A 19862-nucleotide genomic window follows, 5' to 3' on the forward strand; every position below is an offset into this window, starting at 1 on the left:
CATCGGTAAACAATGACCTTGTTAAATGATAAAATTCCGTTGGATCGTATCCAACGGAATTTTATATTATTTGCCTTGCAATTGAATTGCAGTAGCATAGCTAAAACGTGTACTAGGACTTCTCAAGGTAATTTGGTTACCACGTTGAGACCAGTCCAATTTACCTTTATGACCTAGAATAGCAATCTTTTTTACGTTAAAATTGTCGGGTACTTGAAAGACGTATTCATTGGGCTGCTGGTAAGTGTCACCTTCAGAAAGATGGAATACATTGACCACTTTACTGTCTTTGCTTCTGGTGTAGTAATAGTCACCTTGGTGATAAGGAGCAATGGTACGTGTTGCAAACACTGCAGTTTGATTGATTTTCATCCAGGCTGCCAGCTCGTTCAAGCGATCGTATGCAGCCTGATCGTAATCTCCTGTAGGGCCAGGGGCTATGTTCAATAAGTAGTTTCCGCCGCGAGAAATAATTTTTACCAATGTTTCAACAATCTTTTTGGTTGGTTTGTATTGGTCGTTGGGCACATAGCTGAACGAATTACCCATGGTGATGCAACTTTCCCATGGAATATCCAACGGATGTTCAGGAATCGCTTGTTCGGGAGTGACATAATTTTCCCAGTTTCCAGGTACCGTACGGTCAACGACGATAATACCCGGTTGATTTTTTCTTGCCATGCCACCGATGCGGTCCATGTCAATATTCTGATCCATTTTGATCGTCTGTTGCCAGTCAACAGATTTGTCAACCGTTTCTAAGGGGCGGACCTGGCCACCATCCAACCAAAGGATATCGACTTTGCCATATTCGGAAGTCAGCTCGTTGATTTGATTGTAGGTAAAGTCTTTGAATTTTTGCCAGCGATCCGGATATTTTTTAGGATCGTAATTTACATTTCTGTCTTTTGGCGGAAAGTAGGACCACCAGTAGTAATCGGAGTGCCAGTCCGGTTTGGAGAAATAGGCGCCAATTTTGAAGCCGTCATTGCGGAATGTGTTGAAGATTTCTTTGGTTACATTGGCCTTTGGGTTTGTCGAAAATGGCGTTTTAGCAGAGGTGATTTTATAATCCGATTCTTTGGTATCGAACATGGCAAATCCATCGTGATGTTTGGTTGTAAAGACGACATATTTCATGCCGGCAGCTTTAGCGGCATCGGCCCATTTTTGTGGATTAAAATCTGTTGGATTAAAGGTAGTCTGTAGATTTTCGTAGTTCTTGAGGTATTCAAAATAGGTTTTACCATGTTCGGGTTTGCGTTGCGTCCAGCCTTCATCTTCAGGACAGATACTCCAGCTTTCGACGATTCCCCATTGACTATAGGTACCCCAGTGCATGAAAAGACCAAACTTCATATCTTGCCATTGTTCGAGATTTTCAATCACTAGAGGATCTGTCGGTTTTTGATAGCCATTAGATACGTTATGTGCTTGGCCAAACGCTAATGTTGCGCTTGAAGCAATCAGCGCGGTGGATATAATGGTTTTTAGTTTTTGCATGGATAAAGATAGTGAAAATGATAAAAAGAAGGCCACCTTAGGTGGCCTTCTTGTAGATAGATGTAGCTTTTGCGTTAATTTACGTCCCAGAAGAGTTTGGTGTCAAGCTTATCTTTGCTTTTTACAGCGTCATAATTTGCGCCATTTAAATTCACTTCTGTTGCGGGGATATTCCATCTCGCAGGGACAGTTTTTTGAATATCAGATACTTCTGTTCTAAAAGTAAATACAGGGTAATTTAATCTTCTTACTTCCGCCCAGGATTGTAAAGGTTGAATAACATTGAAATGTAGCCATTTTTGAGTAGCGATTAATTGAATGTTATTTGTTCCCCAACCAATATTTGAAATATAGGTATTAATCTGATCTTCTGTTGGTTGAGTTGCGGCAGTAGTCGTATTATCTTTGCTCAATGCTCTGATTGCAGGGAATAGTGCGATGGATTGTTTTATACCCTGTTCGAAGGCTGATTTTGCAGCAGCATTATTTCCAGTCCTGTTGTAATACTCAGCAAGTAAATAATTGACTTCCGATGCCGTGATCAATAACCCTGGGAAATATTCATTTCTCGAGTAAGTAGAACGATTATAGATGGCAATCTTACTTGGATTAGCTGGTGTTCCGGAAATCAAAGCAGTTTGTTCTGCACTCGTTAGAGACTGATCTAGCCCAATATAAGCCCCATTTGCACCTTGTCCAGGTTCAAAAATAAATGGTAATCTCGGGTCTGCCTTTGACACCATGTTGTCGATCATTACTTTCCCGGCAATATTGGCGTTCCAGCTTTCTAAACCATCTCTAAATCCTCTCGCATTGATATCAGATCCTGAATTGAAGACACTGATGTCGATATTATCTGCATTGGTGAGAGTTAAAGGATAAGTTGATTGATTTCCAACAATGTCGGCCAGCTCTTGGTTTGCTCTTGCTGTAAAAGTAGAGGCAGCACTGACGCGAGTCAACATACGTAGGCGAAGGGAATTACAATATTTTTTCCATAGTGTAATATCACCTTTGTTTATTAAATCCTGGGTTTTAAAAGACGTGGAAACACCTGAAGTTAGTGCTGGCAACGTATTAAGCTCGGTACTGATGGATTTTAGGTCATCCAGCATAGCTTTATATATTTCTTCTGCAGTATCATATTTAGCATACGAGCTCGGATAATTTCCGCCATTGGTACTCAACATGCCTGCTTGCGACCAAGGGATGTCTCCATGTAAATCAACAACTTGTTGCGTTTGATCATAAAAGAAAATTTTCGCTGCAAGGTAAAATATGCGTAGCTGAGTTCGCTCTGCTTCTGGCAAAGCTGTGTATACTTTTTCAAATTCTCGATATTGTGCAAGACCTGCATAATAAGTATTCCAACGATCCTGGATAGAAGCACCTCCAGGTATCAATTGATTATTCTCGTTTGCCCATCCCGTAGCTTGAACATAGCGATTAGCAGTCGATCGGAGGATAACAAAGTAATTCCAGTAACTTGGTACAACCAGTTCTCTGTAGGAATAGGTAATTCCTGCGAACTGTTTGTCGGCTGACACTTCACTTATTTTTCCTGGATCTCTATATAACTCATCAAAAGATGATTTACTACAAGAGGTTATTGCTGTAATACCCGCGGCACATAGACCAGCAAGTAAGATGTGTTTTTTGATTTTCATAATTTTAGAAACTTGCGCGTAACATTAAACCATAAGTTCTTGTTGCTGGACCTGAACCAGCATTGGTAATTTGTTGTGACCAGTGTGAACCACCTGTCATTTGTTCAGGATCGAGGTGTTTGGCGGTTCTGTAGATGAAGAACAAGTTTCTTCCAAAGGCCGATAAACTGATGTTTTTCGCTTTTAACTTGCGAGCGAAATCTTTCGGAAGTCTATAAGCGAGCGAAAGTTCACGCATCTTGATATAGTTGTTTTTCTCTACATAAAGTTCATAACGAGAGTTTCCGCCATATTGTGGGCCACCCCAGTTATAGGTTGAATTGAAGTAGGTCGCTTGGGAGATGATATTCGCGTTTTTAGTACCATCTAATAAAACCCCGTCCAATAACATACCATCATGATAAACCGTTTCTCCATTAGGTCCAGTGGAACCAGTAGTAGCAATTCCTTTTCCTCCAGACAAGTAGTAACTCAATCCACCATGTTCGGCGTCCATACCCTCTAAGGTTTCTTCTAGCAAACCTCTACTTTTCATCCAGTTGATACCGGTAGGCATAATATGTCCTCCCCAGCGGAAGTCAATTAGAGCGTCCAAAGTGAAATTTTTGTAACTAAAGGAGTTGATGAACCCACCAATTGCTTTAGGCATGGCATTACCAACTTTTTTGTACGTTGTGTTGTCCAATTGATATAAACCATTTGCGTCAACAATCATTCGTCCTTGATCATCTGTTTTTACCGGCCGAGCGTAGATATCACCCAATGGTTCTCCAACTCTCGAAATAATCTTAGCTGCATCACCATCAATAAATCGGTGCTCTAATTCGGTCGCACCGCCTGCTAATTGCTCGACCTTGTTTCTGTTGAACGCAAGGTTAACGGTTGTATTCCACTTGAAGTTTTCACTTTGAACTGGTGTACCGTTAACAACAAATTCCCATCCTTTGTTACGTAATGTACCTACGTTTGCAACAATAGAGCTAGCACCTGTCGTCATTGGTAAAGAGAAATCTAGGATCTGATCTTTGATCTGGCCATTGTAATAAGTAATGTCAAATCCTAATCGGCCTTTTAACAATCTAGTTTCTAAACCAAATTCGATCTCATGCTTGGTCTCAGGTTTAATGCGCTCATTTCCGAAGCCGGAGGTTGGAACCTGTGTATAAATCACAGATCCTGTTCCTTGATCGCCCAGTGTTTTTTGAGAGAAGCTCAAGGCGCTTTGGAAAATATTAGGATAATTTCCCACAATTCCCCATGAGCCTCTTAATTTCGCATAATCGAAGATTTCCGGGAGTTTAAACGCATCAGATAAGATTAAACTTGAGTTGACCGATGGATAATACAAAACATTGTTATCTGGGTGCATCTGTGAAATAAGCTCACGACGTAATGTCCCTTCTACATACCAATAGTCTTTAAAACTAAAATTTAAAGTTCCAAAAGTTGCATCTCTTAATGACCAAACCCTAGCTTGTGAGCTTCTGGAATCATTAACGGAGGCTGATAGATCATACCAATTGCGTTGAGATAATCCACCGTTAGTCCAGCCACTAACCGAAAAATCCTGATTTTTTGTCGCAGTATAGCCTACTGCAGCTCCTAACTTAATGTCCTTATTAATTTGTTTTTTATAGGAGGCAAGAAGGTCGGTGTAATAAATGTTTTGATTTTGATTCTTTGTCGTAAATCCTGATTCGGTGTCAAAACCGTAAAGTAATGGGAAGCGATTAGGGCTGCGATCTTCAAATCGTGCTGATGTAACGTCAGCAGAGAATCTAGCGCGAACAGATAAATCGTCTGTTATTTGATAAGTATTCGTAAATGAACCAATTAAACGGTTTGAATATTCATCACTTGTTTTAGCTCGAGTATTCCAATAATAATCTAATACATCGACTTTATATCCGTTGTGTATTAGATTTTCACCTGGGGTAAGACTTTGATTCGTTCCAGTTACATATTTGTAACCTAGGCTTGTTTGATAGCGATCTGCATACCAGTCTGGGTTATCAAATGTGGAAATCATCCCCGTAAAATTGTTAATCAAGCGATCCGTCATAAATGGTCTGTTATGCGTATGCTGATTGATATAATTAACGACAACATCGGTTGTCAGTTTATTCCACAATTTAAATGTTGAGTTAAAATTGACAATGTTCTTTTTGTTATACGAATCGAACGACGTCATCTGATTATCTTGACGCGTAAGGGAGAAACGAACATTTGACGTTTCTGTTGCGTGGCCTAACGCGAGATTAAGGGATGTATTGTTGGGATTGTTGAAAAACTTTCCATAAGCATTCTGAGCTTCATAAGGCCGCACCTTACCGTCCCATGTTACCGTTGGTAGTCCATCAAATTTAGGCCCGAAGTTTACCGTTGCGGGTAAAACACCTCTTGTAACTCCATCAACAGCCCTATCAGCACCATAATAGAAAAATTTATCTTCAGCCTGTCCTCCATTTGCATAAGCTAAGCTATAGCCTGGCCCCCGTACATTTTGGAATTTGGGTAGGTATGCAATTTGATCATGCGTATAGTTTGCATTAAAATCAATTGAAAAGCCTGTACCCCCCTTATTTGATTTTGTTGTGATAAGGACAACACCATTCATTGCTTCAGATCCATATAATGCAGCAGCTGAAGCGCCTTTTAAAATGGATACTGTTTCGATATCCTCAGGGTTTAAATCCTCAAGGCCATTACCACGAGCACGTTGGTCGCCCCAATAATTGGAGTTATCAAATTTATTTTGGCGCATAGGTACCCCATCAATAATGACTAATGGTTGTGAACCTCCTGTGATAGAGTTAATACCACGAATATTGATATTTACGCCTGAGGTCGCTCCCCCTGGAGCAGTTGTGATGCGTACGCCCGGTGCTTTACCATATAATGCCCCCGCAAAGTTTGGTGAACCGGTTTTTGTTAGTTCTTTGGAATCAATCGTACTCATGGCATAACCAAGCTCTCTCGGGGCTTTTTTGATACCCATGGCAGTAACAACAACTTCTTCCAGGTTGGATTGGTCGCTGGTTAAGCTTACGTTGATTGTTTTGTTGGAACCAACCACAACTTCTTGGGATTTGTAGCCCACCATGGAGATGCGCAAAGTTTCACCTGTTGAAGCTTGGATTGTGAAAGATCCATTGCCGCCAGTTTGGGTGCCTCTGCTGGTTCCTTTTACGGAGACAGTGGCGCCAGAAATTGGTCCATTAGCATCTGAAACTATTCCAGAAATGCTTTGCTGCGCGTAGAGCGATGTAGCACTGAAAAGTGTACATAGCGCCAATCCTGCAGTTTTTTTGTAAAATAGACTCATGTTTTAGGTGTTTGTGTAAAACGTTAGTTAATTATGTTAGTAATATATTTTTCGATGACTAAGGCAGTTGTCCCCTTTTGTTGCGCCCTTTTATGCAGTGTGGAAATTGCCAATGTTGTCTTCCTTGAAATCTTCGGAATGCTATATTCATTAATGGCCACTTGAATATGAGGCGCCAAAATGTCCCCGATTTCGGCTCCCCGGCCACTGATGATTATTTTATCCGGATTGAGGATATGTATTAACGTCGAAATTCCCTTGCCAAGTAAATAGCCAACTTTCCCAATGTTGTTGATTGCTACCTGATCTCCGATTTGGACAGCTTCAATTAATGCGTCGATTTTATTGATGTGTTCATGGGCTAGTTTATCATAAATGGAATATTCTCCATTCTTTATATCCCGCTCGGTATTTCGAATGGCTGCACTAATGGAAGCTTCGACTTCAAGACAGCCGCGTTTGCCACATGAGCATAAGGTTAATGTATCGGAAAGTGGAATATGGCTGAATTCGCCGGCATAACCTGATGTTCCCTTGAAGATATCATCATTGATGAGTATTCCTAAGCCTACACCCCAGTTTAGATTGATCACGAGCGAGTGGGATGAATCTTTTGCTTCACCAAATTTCCGTTCCGCTAGGGCGATACAACGTGAGTCATTGTCAATGATGGCCGGAACCTTAAATTTTTGCTCAAATAGTTTTCGAATGTTATATAAGGGCGAATCTTCATTGTACGATTCATTGAGACCTGTTTCCGAATCAACAAAACCAGGCATACTAATTCCAATACCGATTACTTGTGTAATGTTGATCTGGTTGGAAATGATGAAATTGTTCAATGCTTCCAGAATGGACTCCGTTGCCTTCTTATCTCTAAGGTCGATTGGAATATTATTTTGCGACGAAATTGTTTCAGCCTTGAGATTTGAGGAAGATATGGATGTATAGAATTGATCAATAGACACGCTAATAATACTTTGCTGTAAATTTTCATTAAGCATGTATTGTATAGCTTTTCTTCCACCTGTGGATGCTGCATAACCTTTTTCGACAACAACATTTCGTGTCAAAAGATCATTGATCTGCTTGGTGACAGAGGGGATGCTTTTCGATAAAGAGTTTGCAATGTCTGCAATCGGTTGCATCGGCCTGTAATACAAAATTCTCAAAATTTCGCCGCCCATAATTTAGTTCAATTGTATTAGTATAACTATTGGTTTTCTCTAAGTTTCATAATGGCTGATAAAAATCATTTCATCGCGCCTTGGTTTTTCATAGTAACTTGCTTATAGATCATCAATATGTTTAGATTCTCATAAGCATTGTATGTTAAAGATAAACACACTTTGTGTTAAGTTCAAAATTCTTTTTAAAATTTTTAAAAAGAATTTGATGATAATGTGTTTTTGCTCAAAAGAAGGCTCTTTTTTTTATCGATTAAAGAAAGGTTGGGTCAGTATTGTAACGAAATTGCTATAATATTAAAAGGTTTTTTGGGGAGAAGCTCCGAATGGTATCTCGAAATTATCCGTTTTTTTAGGGGAGATTGTAATATTATAACCGACTCTATCTTCGATTATTTATGATATAGCAAAACAAAAAGAGCCTGGTATTACCAGGCTCTTTCAAAATCTCAGGACAATTGCTCGCGAGATTTCATTCGTTTAATGTGTGATCATCTATTTGACGTCCCAGAAGATTTTAGTTGTTCTTGTATCATTTGCTTTAACAGCATCGTAATTAGAACTATTATTTGAAATCTCTTGGGTAGGATATAATAAACGTTTAGGAGGATTTGCGTAATTAGCCAATCCAGCCACAGGATATGTCAATATTGGATATCCTGTACGTCTCAATTCAGCCCAAGCTTGTTGTGCCTGTAAAAAACCATAATGTAACCATTTTTGAGTCCATATTAATTCTAGGTTCTTTGCTTGAGTTGTTGAAAAGCTGATAGTCGATTTGTCTACAAAGTCATTGATGACGTCATCGGTAGGTTTTTTCTCTGTTTTCAGTCCTGAAGTATTTAAATTATTTAAATAATAATAGAAAGAAACGGATTGTTTAACAGCGACATCGTAAGCATCTTTGGCTGCATTACTTGCTCCCCATCTTAATAACGCTTCAGCTTTATTGAAATTGGTTTCAGAAGCGGTAATGACAATTCCCGGCAAAGCATTGTTGTCGAAGATAGTTGCCGAATCCAACACAGCGTAGTCTTGATAATTCTTCTCCATATCCGCTGAAGTAAAGGAAATTGGCATTGCTCTATACTCTTTGTTCTGAACAAACTTACCGTCTACTGTTTTTCCGAATTTATCATAAAGTACCGGAATACGTGGATCATTCGCTGGTAACATCACTTTGTTCAACATATGATCTGTTGCGAATTGGTTAGGACCTTCAATCAAAGCCTGTCTCAATGTTCCGGTATAGTTGGTTAGCGGCTGCAATAAGATGTCTTCATTTCTGGGGTTATAGTTTGCCGTTGCGCCACCATCTGCCAATGGATATTGTGTTGGGTTATTCAGCATTTCAAGTACTTCAGTTCTTGCTTTTGCCTCATCAACAAAAGAAATGCGCATCAATAGACGCAGGCGAAGTGAATTGGCATACTTACGCCATTTCGCAACATTCCCGCTATTCAAGATATCGTATTTTGAAAAATCGGGATTGGTCGTTGCTGTTGATAAATACGTGTTGATATTTTTCAATTCGCTGATGAACTGATTGTATAATTCTTTTTGCGCATCAAACTTTGGCTTAATAATCGTACTTGTTGTTGGTAGACTACCGGCTTCACTGAAAGGGATATCTCCAAAGTTGTCAACAAGTTTAGATGCTTCGTCAAACAATACAATTTTGCCCGTTTGGATAAAGATCTCTTTACTTGCTTTCTCCGCTTCAGGAAGTTCAGCGTATGCTTTTTCCATGCTTCTTGTGATACCCAGTACACCAGGAGCATAAAAATCCGTCCAATATGCATAAGAGTAGCTATCGTTCGGCTGATACATGGTATTTGACGGATAAAAAGACGCTGTCTGCGTATATACTGCCTGATTGGACAGAATAAATGTACGGTAGTGGTAATAAGCTGGTCTTACACGATCATTATTTAGCATTTCGGCAAAGAACGCCGGAATATTTGCTTTTGTCGATGCATCTGGGTTTTGAAACTTGTCGTCAAGTTGTGATTTACAGCCGACCATCGTCGATAGGGCCGAAACCAAAGTTAATATAGAAAGAAAAGTTTTTTTCATGATTCTCGTGGGTAAAAAATTAAAAATTAGCATTCAATGAAAAACCGAAACTTCGGGTAGCAGCAGATGAACCAACGTCTACACCTTGTGCCCACCATTTGTTACCTACTGGAGCTTCAGGGTCAAGATTTTTCAATGTACGGTAGAAGTAGAATAGATTTCTGCCCAATAAAGAAACCTTTAAGTTGTTAATTTTAAGTCTTTTGGTGAAACTGTCTGGAATACGGTAACCAATAGACAATTCTCTTAATTTGATAAAGTTGTTGTCGTAAACGGCACCTTTTTCAGTCCAAGAATCTGCACCCCATCCGAATGTGTTCATGTAATATTCTGCAGCACTCAAATGTACATCGTTTGCTTTTCCTGTATTGGCGTTAACACCTTGCAAAGTCACTCCATTTTCGCGATATGGTAAGGTGTTTTCATATAGACCAGCACTCATGCCGTATTTGAGGTTTTCGGATACCATTTTACCTCCAAAACGATAATCAGCAGTAAAGTCTAACATAAAGTTTTTATAGGTAAATGTATTGGTCCAACCGCCTATCGCTTTTGGCATAATGTTGCCAGCATATTTGTACTTGGTTTTGTCGATCACATAGAGTCCATCGTCAGAGATCAAATTATTGCCGTTTTGATCTTTGGCAATGTCATAAACGTAAATATTTCCTAATTTCTCACCTTCTTTTGCCGTAATCTTCAAAGAGTTTTCATCGGCAGAGTAGAATACCAATTCTTCAACGCCCGGTGCTAGGGTTTTAACTGTCGACTTATTAAATGAATAGTTTAGTCTAGAATTCCAGGTAAAGTTTTCATTTTGAATTGGGGTACCGTTGATAGAAAGCTCCAAACCGTTATTGGCAATTTTTCCTATATTCAAAATTTGGGAAGTAGCCCCTGTAGAGGCTGGTGTTGTAAGTCCTAAGATCTGGTCGTCGATATAGTTGTTGTAGTAACTAACATCCAATCCTAATCTATTTTTTAGAAACTTCAATTCCATACCGACCTCAACCTCATATTTACGCTCAGGACGTAGATTGAGATTTCCATAATTGTTTCTGTAGGTCAATGATGGAACAGCGCCATTGATCGTCAATAATGGATTCTGGTTGTAAGCGATATTTGCTTCGTAGATTGCTGCATCATTACCAACAATACCGTAGGAAGCGCGAAGTTTACCGTAGGAGAACTTATCAGACTTTATATCGAAAGCATCGCTGAAAATAAAGCTACCACTAACCGAACCATAGCGATAATTATTGTTCGATGAAGGTAGTGTAGAAGAATATTCAGAACGATAAGTACCGTCTAAGTAAGCGAATCCTTTATAGCCAATATTTAAGGAACCAAAGTAGGCATATTTTAGCATTTCCTTTCTGCTATTTGAAGTTGTTGCCTGCGCGTAACTGTTGCTTAAGCTAAACCAGTTTTCTGTGACAAGACCACCTGCTGTACTTGACGATTGATCATCATAACGCTCTGATCTCGATTGGAAACCCACGCTCGCTGAATAGTCGAAATCTGCATTGATTTTGTTGCTATAGGTTGCCATTACATCACCATACAGGATCGAATAGACTCCTTTTGAAGTTGCGAAGCCTCCAGAACTGCTGGTAGTTGAATTGTAAGCCGTTGCATATTCGTTGTATTGCTTGTTGATGCTCGTTGCAGAAGTTAAGTCATTACCGATTCTTCCGCGGAGTTTCAAGTGATTTACAACATCCCAGTTTAATGTGGCACTTGTTAAAATCCTATTTTCGGTCTCATCATAACTGTTTTTGTATTGATTCCAAAAATAATCTAAGAGGTTGGAAGCCCTCATCGTGTATTTGAAGTCTTCAGGACGTCCTGTTCCAAATTTGGAATATTTGTAGCCGTCAGTGGTTTGATACGCATTTTTCATGGCAGACATATCTTCTGTTCTGCTGAAAAACCCGTCGAAACTTCCAAGTACCTGACCCAACAGATAGGTTCTGTTGTGGGTATTGGTATTGATAAAGTTAGCGACGATATCGGTCGACAATTTGTCGCTAAGTTTTAGCGTGCTATTAAGGTTGAAGGTATTTCTGTTTTGTTTACTACCAGGGCTCGTACTTTTATAGTCCATTCTGGTCGCACTCAAACGGTAGTTAATTTTCTCTGTTTGGTTTGAGATACCAACGTTAATATTGGAATTGTAGCCTTTGTCAAATACGTCGTAGTAGTTATTTTCACGTGCTTTGTATTGACGTACCTGTCCGTCCCACCACATAACATCTTCGCCAGTGAATTTTGGACCAAAACTTCCGTAGGATCTATAGTATGGCCTTCTTCCCGAAGGAGAATTAGCATCTGTAAACCAACCTTCGGCAGACGCGCCGTTAGCGATGTTTGTCGCTGCGTCGTAACCGGGTCCATAAATATTTTGGAACTTCGGTAAAAAGGCTGCTCTTTCGATTGATCCATTATAGTTGAAGTCAATTCCTAGACCTCTTCCTTTTGTGCCTTTCTTTGTTGTAATAACAATTACCCCACTTGCAGCGTCCGAGCCGTATAGTGCACTGGCTGCAGCACCTTTTAAGATGGAAATATTGTCGATATCAGCGGGGTTGATGTCCAGCATACCATTACCCCTAATACGTTGATCGTCCCAATAATTATTATTGTTTGCACCAGTCGCACCACCTTGTTGATCGTTACGGATGATGATACCATCAACAACATAGAGGGGCTGACGTTGATAGTTTAATGAATTGATACCACGGATTTGAACGTTAACCGCACTGGCAGAACCACCCGGAGCAGTGGTGATTTTCACACCTGGGGCTTTACCGTATAGTGCTGATCCAAAGTTGGTGTTACCCGCTTTAGTGATTTCCTCTGCTTTGATATTGCTAACTGCATATCCTAGCGCCTTAGATTCGCGCTTGATGCCCATCGCTGTGACAACAACTTCATCTAAAGCCGAAGCGTCCTGATTTAAGGATACTTTAATCGATTTAGCGGAAGTAACCGTAACTTCTTGGGTTTGGTAACCCACAATAGAAATACGTAATACTTCTCCTGGGGATGCTTGAATGGTAAAAGCTCCGCTTGCATTTGTTTGGGTTCCTTTGGCAGTGCCCTTAACAGAAACTGTCGCTCCTGAAACTGGACCTTTGGCGTCAGTTACTGTACCAGTAATGGTTTGTTGTGCGTAAAGCGAAGTGGCGCTAAATAGCGTACACAATGCTATACCCGCTGCTTTTTTGTAAAATAGACTCATTTTTTAATGATTAGTATGAATTACAATAAGTAAATGATTAGTGTGGTTATTATTTTGTTAAAATTTTATTAATGTGATTTTCGACTACAATCGCTGCAGTACCTTTGATTTGTGCATGTTTGTTTAAAGATGACATTTGAACATTCGTTGTTTTTGCAATTTCAGGAATGCAAAATTCATTGATGGCAATTTGTATTTGTGGATTCAAAATTCGTCCCAGTTCTGCACCTCTTCCGCTAACGATGATCTGTTTTGGATTCAGAATATGGATAAGTGTTGATATGCCTTTACCTAGCATATAACCTATTTTTCCTAAATTATTGATAGCGATTTGATCGCCCACATTCGAAGCTTCAATTAAGGCGTCTATTTTGTTGAGTTTACTTTTTACAAAGGTGCTATAAATCGAATATTCGTTGTTTTGGATATCAGTTTCCGTACTTCGAATGGCTGCGTCTAAGGAGGCTTCTACCTCCAGGCATCCCCTTTTTCCGCAAGAACATAACGTGTTGTCATCCGAAAGTGGGATATGACTAAATTCTCCAGCAAAACCTGATTCGCCTTTAAAAACAGAGCCATTGATAATAATGCCCAATCCGACACCCCAATTTAAATTGATGATGAGTGAATGATCAATATCTTTTGCTGATCCAAACTCTTTTTCTGCGATAGCAATACATCTGGAGTCATTCTCTATCACAGTTGATATTTGGTATTTTGCTTCTATGCTACTTTTGATACGGTATAAAGGATGATTATGGGGATAAGATTCATTGACACCCAATTCAGAATTGACAAATCCTGGTATACTTAGACCAATACCAATTATTTTGTCCCTTTGGATTCCCGATAGTTCCAAAATCGATTCAATTTCGTCCAATAGTAAATCAGCAGAGTTGCTGGACTTCAATTCTAGGGGAACATCACGGTGTTCGATAATCGTCTGTTGATTAAGATCTGTTAATGTAAATGTGGAAAAATGCTGATCGGTTGAAATCGTCAAGATATAAAAATTCAGTGCTGGATTAATTGCGAACTGCAAAGGACGTCTTCCGCCGGTAGATTCTGCAAAACCACATTCAACAATTATTTTTTCTTCAAGTAAACGATTGATTATTTTTGTAATGGAAGGTGTACTCTTAGCGAGTTTTTTGACCAACTCTGCAATAGAAAGCGCAGAATCAAAATAAAGGTTTTTCAATATTTCTTTTTCCATTAGTTCGTGTGGTTTCTAAAAGTTGATTAAACTTTTGTTAAAGATATGTTAAATCGCATGTAAGATCAAAATACTTTTTAAAAAAATTTAAAAAGTTGCGGCTATGCTTTGTTTTTTTTGTTTTTGTGTAACAATTTGTATTCCTGTTTGTGCCATTAAATCATAGATTATGCATAAAAATGAATATCAAATAGCTTATATTTACCTTTTAATTATACAATCTGATTATGAAACAACGCTATTACTCCTTGGATGTCTTTCGTGGGGCTACTGTGGCACTGATGATTATGGTGAATAATCCGGGGACATGGGCTCATATGTTTGCGCCGCTAAAACATGCAGAATGGCATGGTTGCTCGCCTACAGACCTGGTTTTTCCTTTTTTTCTTTTCGCAGTGGGTAATGCCATGTCTTTTGTTATCCCACGATTACAGGAAGCTGGTCCGGCGATATTTTGGCAAAAAGTAATTAAACGGACGGTCTTAATTTTTGCGATCGGACTTTTTATAAACTGGTGGCCTTTCGTGAAATGGGATGGCGCAGCCCTTGTGTTGAAGCAATGGGTAGACGGAGCGGACCCGAGCCGTGGAATTCGGATTTTCGGAGTACTGCAGCGCATTGCCGTAGCCTACTGCTTTGCGTCAATTCTCGCCTATTATTTTAAGGAAAAAACGATAATCTGGATCTCGACGATTATTCTGTTGTTATATTGGGCAATTTGTGCAATAGCCGGAGGAGCAGATCCCTATAGCTTAGAAGGTTGGTTCGGTACACAATATGATATTGCCATTTTAGGTTTACCGCATGTTTACAAAGGGGAGGGGGTACCCTTCGATCCCGAAGGACTGATGAGCACATTACCGACGATTGTTCAGGTCGTCTTTGGGTATTTAGTTGGTGTATTTATAAAAAAACAAGGTCAGGTGGATTGGTTGTGGTCTAAAGTACCGCCCTCTAATGAGCCTCATTTTAAATTGCTGGCGGGCATGTTTGTGACCGGATTTATTTTAGTCGTCCTGGCTTGGATATGGGCTTTGGGTTTTCCGATCAACAAAAAAATATGGACAAGTTCCTACGTACTTTATACCACAGGTTTGGCAACCATCACACTGGGGGGTATGATCTGGTTTATTGAAGTGCAGGGTGTAAAAAATAAATTGACACAGTTTTTTGATGTTTTTGGTAAAAATCCTTTATTCATCTTTGTCTTGAGTGGTATTCTACCGCGCTTTTTGGGATTATTCCGTATTCCTGATGGTGTAAAAGAGGATGGTACACAAAAATACCTCGACGCTTTTGCCTGGTTTTATAAATACGTTTGCGCAAAAGTTCCTGGAATACCGGAAGTTGGTTCTTTTGTGTATTCGCTATGTTTCCTGGCGTTGATGTGGGTAATCTGCTATTGGCTGGATAAAAAGAAAATTTATGTAAAGGTGTAGCATCAGCGCGATGTTTGCTTGTTAAATTATTTTGGCACTCAAAGATTTTTGTTATCTTTGCAGCCAATTAATAAAATTTTTAACGCTTTAATATTATTCAGGAAATGTATTTAAGTAAAGAGTACAAAGCTGATATCTTCGCAGAATTTGCTGGATCAGCTACAAACACAGGATCTACTGAAGGTCAAGTTGCTTTATTCACTAAGAGAATTGCTCACTTAACTGAGCACTTGAAAAAAAACAGAAAAGATTTCGGTACACAACGTGCCCTACAAATGTTAGTAGGTAAACGTCGTTCATTATTAGCTTATCTTTACAAAAAAGATATCAACCGTTACCGTGCGATCATTAAAGGTCTAGGTTTACGTGATATCATCAAATAAGCTTTAATACAAAGGTGTTAAGAAAGCCATCCAAATTTTGGGTGGCTTTTTTGTTTTATAAAACGCTCGACTTTCTTGATCGAAAACCATGGTGTAGGAAGTAATGGAAACAAGTTAAAACCATGTTCTTGCCAGGTTCGTCCCGTAAGCAGCTTGAGTCCACAGTGAGTCCACGGTGAGTCTACCTTTTAAGGTGCTTTCATTGTGCAGCCATGTTTTTTACAAGTCGGTAGCAAGTCGAACTTAGCCATAACTTTTCTATAATTAATTTAAAGGAAGTACCTTGAAAACTGCAAGACCTGAAATTTATCTTAAGAGGATTTATGTTTTGGATAATTTCTTCGGTAATCAATCACAAGGCAGAATCGGCTGCTTGAAGAAGATAGAAATTGAAAGGCTTTGTAGGCAAATGCTGCGACGCGTTAGTATTTGCTTATTTAGCCGAATGTTAATTGCATTAATCTTAATATTTTAATTTACCTTTGTGCTGAAATCTAATGTATTTAAAATATTGGCATGCTGCCAACAAGATGAAAAGCATGTCGCAAACAAGATTAAATGAATTACAACGAAATTAAAACAACCATCGATATGGGTAATGGCACCCAGATCGAATTGTCTACAGGTAAATTGGCAAAACAAGCCGATGGTGCTGTAGTATTAAAACAAGGTGATACGATGTTGCTTGCAACGGTCGTTTCAGCTAAAGAAGCGAAATCTGGGGTTGATTTTTTACCTCTTTCTGTAGATTATCAAGAAAAATACGCGGCAACTGGCCGTATTCCAGGAGGTTTCTTACGTCGTGAAGCTAGACTATCGGATTATGAGGTATTGATCTCACGTTTGGTAGACCGTGCATTACGTCCTTTGTTCCCTGAAAACTATCACGCAGATACACAAGTGGCAATTAGCTTGATCTCTGCAGATAAAGATATTATGCCTGACGCTTTAGCAGGTTTGGCTGCTTCTGCAGCTATTGCTGTTTCTGATATTCCTTTTAATGGACCAATTTCTGAAGTTCGCGTTGCGAAGATTGACGGTCAATTGGTGATCAATCCAAAATTATCTGAACTTGAAAAAGCAACGCTAGAATTTATCGTTGCTGGTTCTGCACAAGATATTGGTATGGTTGAAGGTGAAGCGAAAGAAATTTCTGAAGCTGAAATGGTAGAAGCAATTGCTTTTGCTCATGAAGCGATCAAAAAACAAGTTGCTGCTCAAGTAGAACTGGCTAATTTAGTTGGTAAAACGGTTAAACGTGAGTATAACCATGAGCCTGAAAACCTTGAATTGAGAGATGCTATTTTTGCAGCTACTTACGATAAGGTTTACGCTATTGCAAAATCTGCTTCTGCAAAACATGACCGTTCTGAAAACTTCGCAAAAATCGCGGAAGAGTACAGAGCAACAATGCCAGAAGAATTGGATGATGATACAGCTTTCTTGTTTAAAAAATATTTCCACGATGTTCAGTATGATGCTGTTCGTAACCTTGTCTTAGATGAAGGAATTCGTCTAGATGGCCGTGATGTACGTACTGTACGTCCGATCTGGTCTGAAGTGGATTACTTGCCTGCTGCACACGGTTCGGCAGTATTCACACGTGGTGAAACTCAATCATTGACTTCGGTTACTTTAGGTGCTAAAGACGATGAGCAAATGATCGATGGTGCTTTTATCAACGGTTATAACAAGTTTATTCTTCACTACAACTTCCCTGCATTCTCTACAGGTGAGGTAAGACCTAACAGAGGTCCAGGCCGTCGTGAAGTTGGTCACGGTAACTTAGCAATGCGTTCATTGAAACAGGTACTTCCTGCAGACAGTGAAAATCCATATACTATCCGTGTTGTTTCTGATATTCTGGAGTCAAATGGTTCTTCTTCTATGGCAACTGTATGTGCTGGTACATTAGCACTTTTGGATGCCGGTGTGAAATTGAAAGCGCCAGTTTCAGGTATTGCCATGGGATTGATTTCTGATGAGAAAACAGGTAAATATGCGATCTTATCGGATATCTTAGGTGATGAAGATCATTTAGGTGATATGGACTTTAAAGTAACGGGTACAGAAAAAGGTATCGTTGCTTGTCAAATGGACTTAAAAATCAATGGTTTGAAATGGGAAGTGTTGACGCAAGCTTTGGATCAAGCAAAAGAAGCGCGTTTACACATCTTGGGTGAGATGAAGAAAACAATTTCTGCTCCTCGCGAAGATTACAAACCACATGCACCACGTATCGTTCAATTGTTGATCGATAAAGAATTTATTGGCGCTGTAATCGGACCAGGTGGTAAAATTATCCAAGAAATGCAACGTGAGACCGGTGCTACAATTTCGATCGAAGAAGTTGATAATAAAGGTGTTGTTCAAGTATTCGCAGATAATAAAGCGGCTATTGATGATGCAGTAGGTCGTATCAAAGCGATTGCTTCTAAACCAGAGATTGGTGAAACTTACGAAGGTAAAGTGAAATCAATTATGCCATTCGGTGCTTTCGTTGAAATCATGCCTGGTAAAGACGGTTTATTGCACATCTCTGAAATCGACTGGAAACGTCTTGAAACAATGGACGGTATCTTCAAAGAAGGTGATAAAGTAACGGTTAAATTGTTGGATATCGACAAACAAGGTAAAATGAAGCTTTCCCGTAAAGCTTTATTGCCTCGTCCGCCGAAAGAAGACAAACCAAAGCAGGATAAACCTGCTGGCGAAGCTCCTGTAGCTGGTGCTGGTCAAGAATAAGTTTATTCTTTAAATGATATGAAAAGCTCGCTTTACGCGGGCTTTTTTTATGGAAAATAAAACTTAGCTGCATCTTTATCCTATGAAAAGTATACTTCGTTTGCTTCTTTTGAAATCCAGTCCGATTCTGGTGTTTGTCCTCATTCATGTGTCAGTTTATGGTCAGCGGTCTTTTGGGGATAAATTTCAGAAGCTGTCTGCCACTGTACAGCATTATGCACATAAAAATAATATGATTTTGCCCAAGGGGCATTATGAGTTTTATAAACTGGATCGTGCCATTTTGTGGTCCTATAAACAGGATTTATTTTGGCCTCTTAATAGGTTAATCTTAAAGGATAAAGCTATCAGGGATTCAATGACAGACGAGCTTTACATTAATTTTGATCGGGAATATAACCGCTTTGTGATGGATATGTATGAAAGCCCTTATAAATTTAACGAGGCAAGACCATTTGAAGCACTTTCCGTGCAAGGTTCATTCAGAGGTGGGATGTCATCGTTTGTGGAACGTTTGTCCAAGTTTTTATTGGATCATCAAGGACGCTGGGGCCTCAATCTGTCTTCTTTTACCTTATATATGGATCGGGAGCTTAGTGATGTGCCCTTAGCATACGATGGTGAGCCAGAAGTGGTGAAATTGCTCAAGCAATTTTTTGAGGAGGCCAAGATTCCCCATAAACCCGGTATTTACTATGGGAACCCGATGTACTGTTCGTATCGATTTGACTGGGTGACTAATAAAAATAAAGAGATTACACTCGATTGCTCGGCATATAATGACTATTTTAATATACTGTTTAGTGAAACGAAGTTATATGCGCTGGGCGGGACATGGGATAGCATGAAGGGACAAATGTCTTTTTTTTATGATCGTAAGAATAGCTGGAAACAGTTTGCTGCCCGGCGGGATGTCAAACGAATTTTGGATTTTTTAAAGGAGGAGACTGCTGTTAATCTATTGAAACTACATCATGATAGTAAAAGATTTAGTGGCGATTATTGGCTGGATGTTGCGGTGTTGAAATAAGGGGGGGGTATTTTAAGAAGGAAATAGAAACAAATCAGGCTGTCAAT

General features: G+C 39.4%; 11 protein-coding genes. 4 read left to right on the forward strand and 7 right to left on the reverse strand.

Going from position 1 to position 19862, the window contains the following annotated elements; translation table 11 throughout:
- Nucleotides 1–66: 66 nt before the first annotated feature.
- From B3P16_RS15220 to B3P16_RS15250, 7 genes are all read right to left on the reverse strand, one after another.
- Nucleotides 67–1503 carry an alpha-L-fucosidase gene (locus tag B3P16_RS15220; RefSeq protein WP_286843459.1) on the reverse strand — a complete coding sequence of 479 codons (1437 nt, stop codon included), beginning with the start codon at nucleotides 1501–1503 and terminating at the stop codon, nucleotides 67–69.
- 74 nt (nucleotides 1504–1577) lie between these two features.
- Entirely contained in the window at nucleotides 1578–3170 is a 1593-nt protein-coding gene (locus B3P16_RS15225) for a SusD/RagB family nutrient-binding outer membrane lipoprotein (protein WP_286752300.1), read from the reverse strand.
- A gap of 4 nt (nucleotides 3171–3174) precedes the next feature.
- A complete protein-coding gene (locus tag B3P16_RS15230; RefSeq protein WP_286778519.1) occupies nucleotides 3175–6495 on the reverse strand; it encodes a SusC/RagA family TonB-linked outer membrane protein in 3321 nt (1106 codons plus the stop codon).
- 23 nt (nucleotides 6496–6518) lie between these two features.
- Complete coding sequence (locus B3P16_RS15235) at nucleotides 6519–7643, reverse strand: ROK family protein (RefSeq protein WP_286752302.1); 1125 nt, start codon at nucleotides 7641–7643, stop codon at nucleotides 6519–6521.
- Between the two features lie 534 nt (nucleotides 7644–8177).
- Nucleotides 8178–9758, reverse strand: coding sequence for a SusD/RagB family nutrient-binding outer membrane lipoprotein (locus B3P16_RS15240; protein WP_156167642.1), 1581 nt, complete (start codon nucleotides 9756–9758; stop codon nucleotides 8178–8180).
- A 19-nt stretch (nucleotides 9759–9777) separates the two neighbouring features.
- Complete coding sequence (locus B3P16_RS15245) at nucleotides 9778–13002, reverse strand: SusC/RagA family TonB-linked outer membrane protein (RefSeq protein WP_286752303.1); 3225 nt, start codon at nucleotides 13000–13002, stop codon at nucleotides 9778–9780.
- Between the two features lie 49 nt (nucleotides 13003–13051).
- Nucleotides 13052–14218: an ROK family protein gene (locus tag B3P16_RS15250; protein ID WP_286752304.1), complete on the reverse strand. Its 1167-nt coding sequence runs from the start codon at nucleotides 14216–14218 to the stop codon at nucleotides 13052–13054.
- 227 nt (nucleotides 14219–14445) lie between these two features.
- Between B3P16_RS15250 and B3P16_RS15255 the strand changes: the two genes are divergently transcribed.
- From B3P16_RS15255 to B3P16_RS15270, 4 genes are all read left to right on the forward strand, one after another.
- Nucleotides 14446–15657, forward strand: coding sequence for an acyltransferase family protein (locus B3P16_RS15255; protein WP_286843460.1), 1212 nt, complete (start codon nucleotides 14446–14448; stop codon nucleotides 15655–15657).
- A 104-nt stretch (nucleotides 15658–15761) separates the two neighbouring features.
- Nucleotides 15762–16040, forward strand: coding sequence for a 30S ribosomal protein S15 (gene rpsO / locus B3P16_RS15260; protein ID WP_046674145.1), 279 nt, complete (start codon nucleotides 15762–15764; stop codon nucleotides 16038–16040).
- A gap of 558 nt (nucleotides 16041–16598) precedes the next feature.
- Nucleotides 16599–18785: a polyribonucleotide nucleotidyltransferase gene (gene pnp, locus B3P16_RS15265; protein WP_286843461.1), complete on the forward strand. Its 2187-nt coding sequence runs from the start codon at nucleotides 16599–16601 to the stop codon at nucleotides 18783–18785.
- An 82-nt stretch (nucleotides 18786–18867) separates the two neighbouring features.
- Nucleotides 18868–19815: a hypothetical protein gene (locus B3P16_RS15270; protein WP_286843462.1), complete on the forward strand. Its 948-nt coding sequence runs from the start codon at nucleotides 18868–18870 to the stop codon at nucleotides 19813–19815.
- Nucleotides 19816–19862 lie beyond the last annotated feature (47 nt).

Source organism: Sphingobacterium sp. UBA7631 (assembly GCF_002483935.1).
In the GTDB taxonomy this organism is placed as follows: domain Bacteria; phylum Bacteroidota; class Bacteroidia; order Sphingobacteriales; family Sphingobacteriaceae; genus Sphingobacterium; species Sphingobacterium multivorum.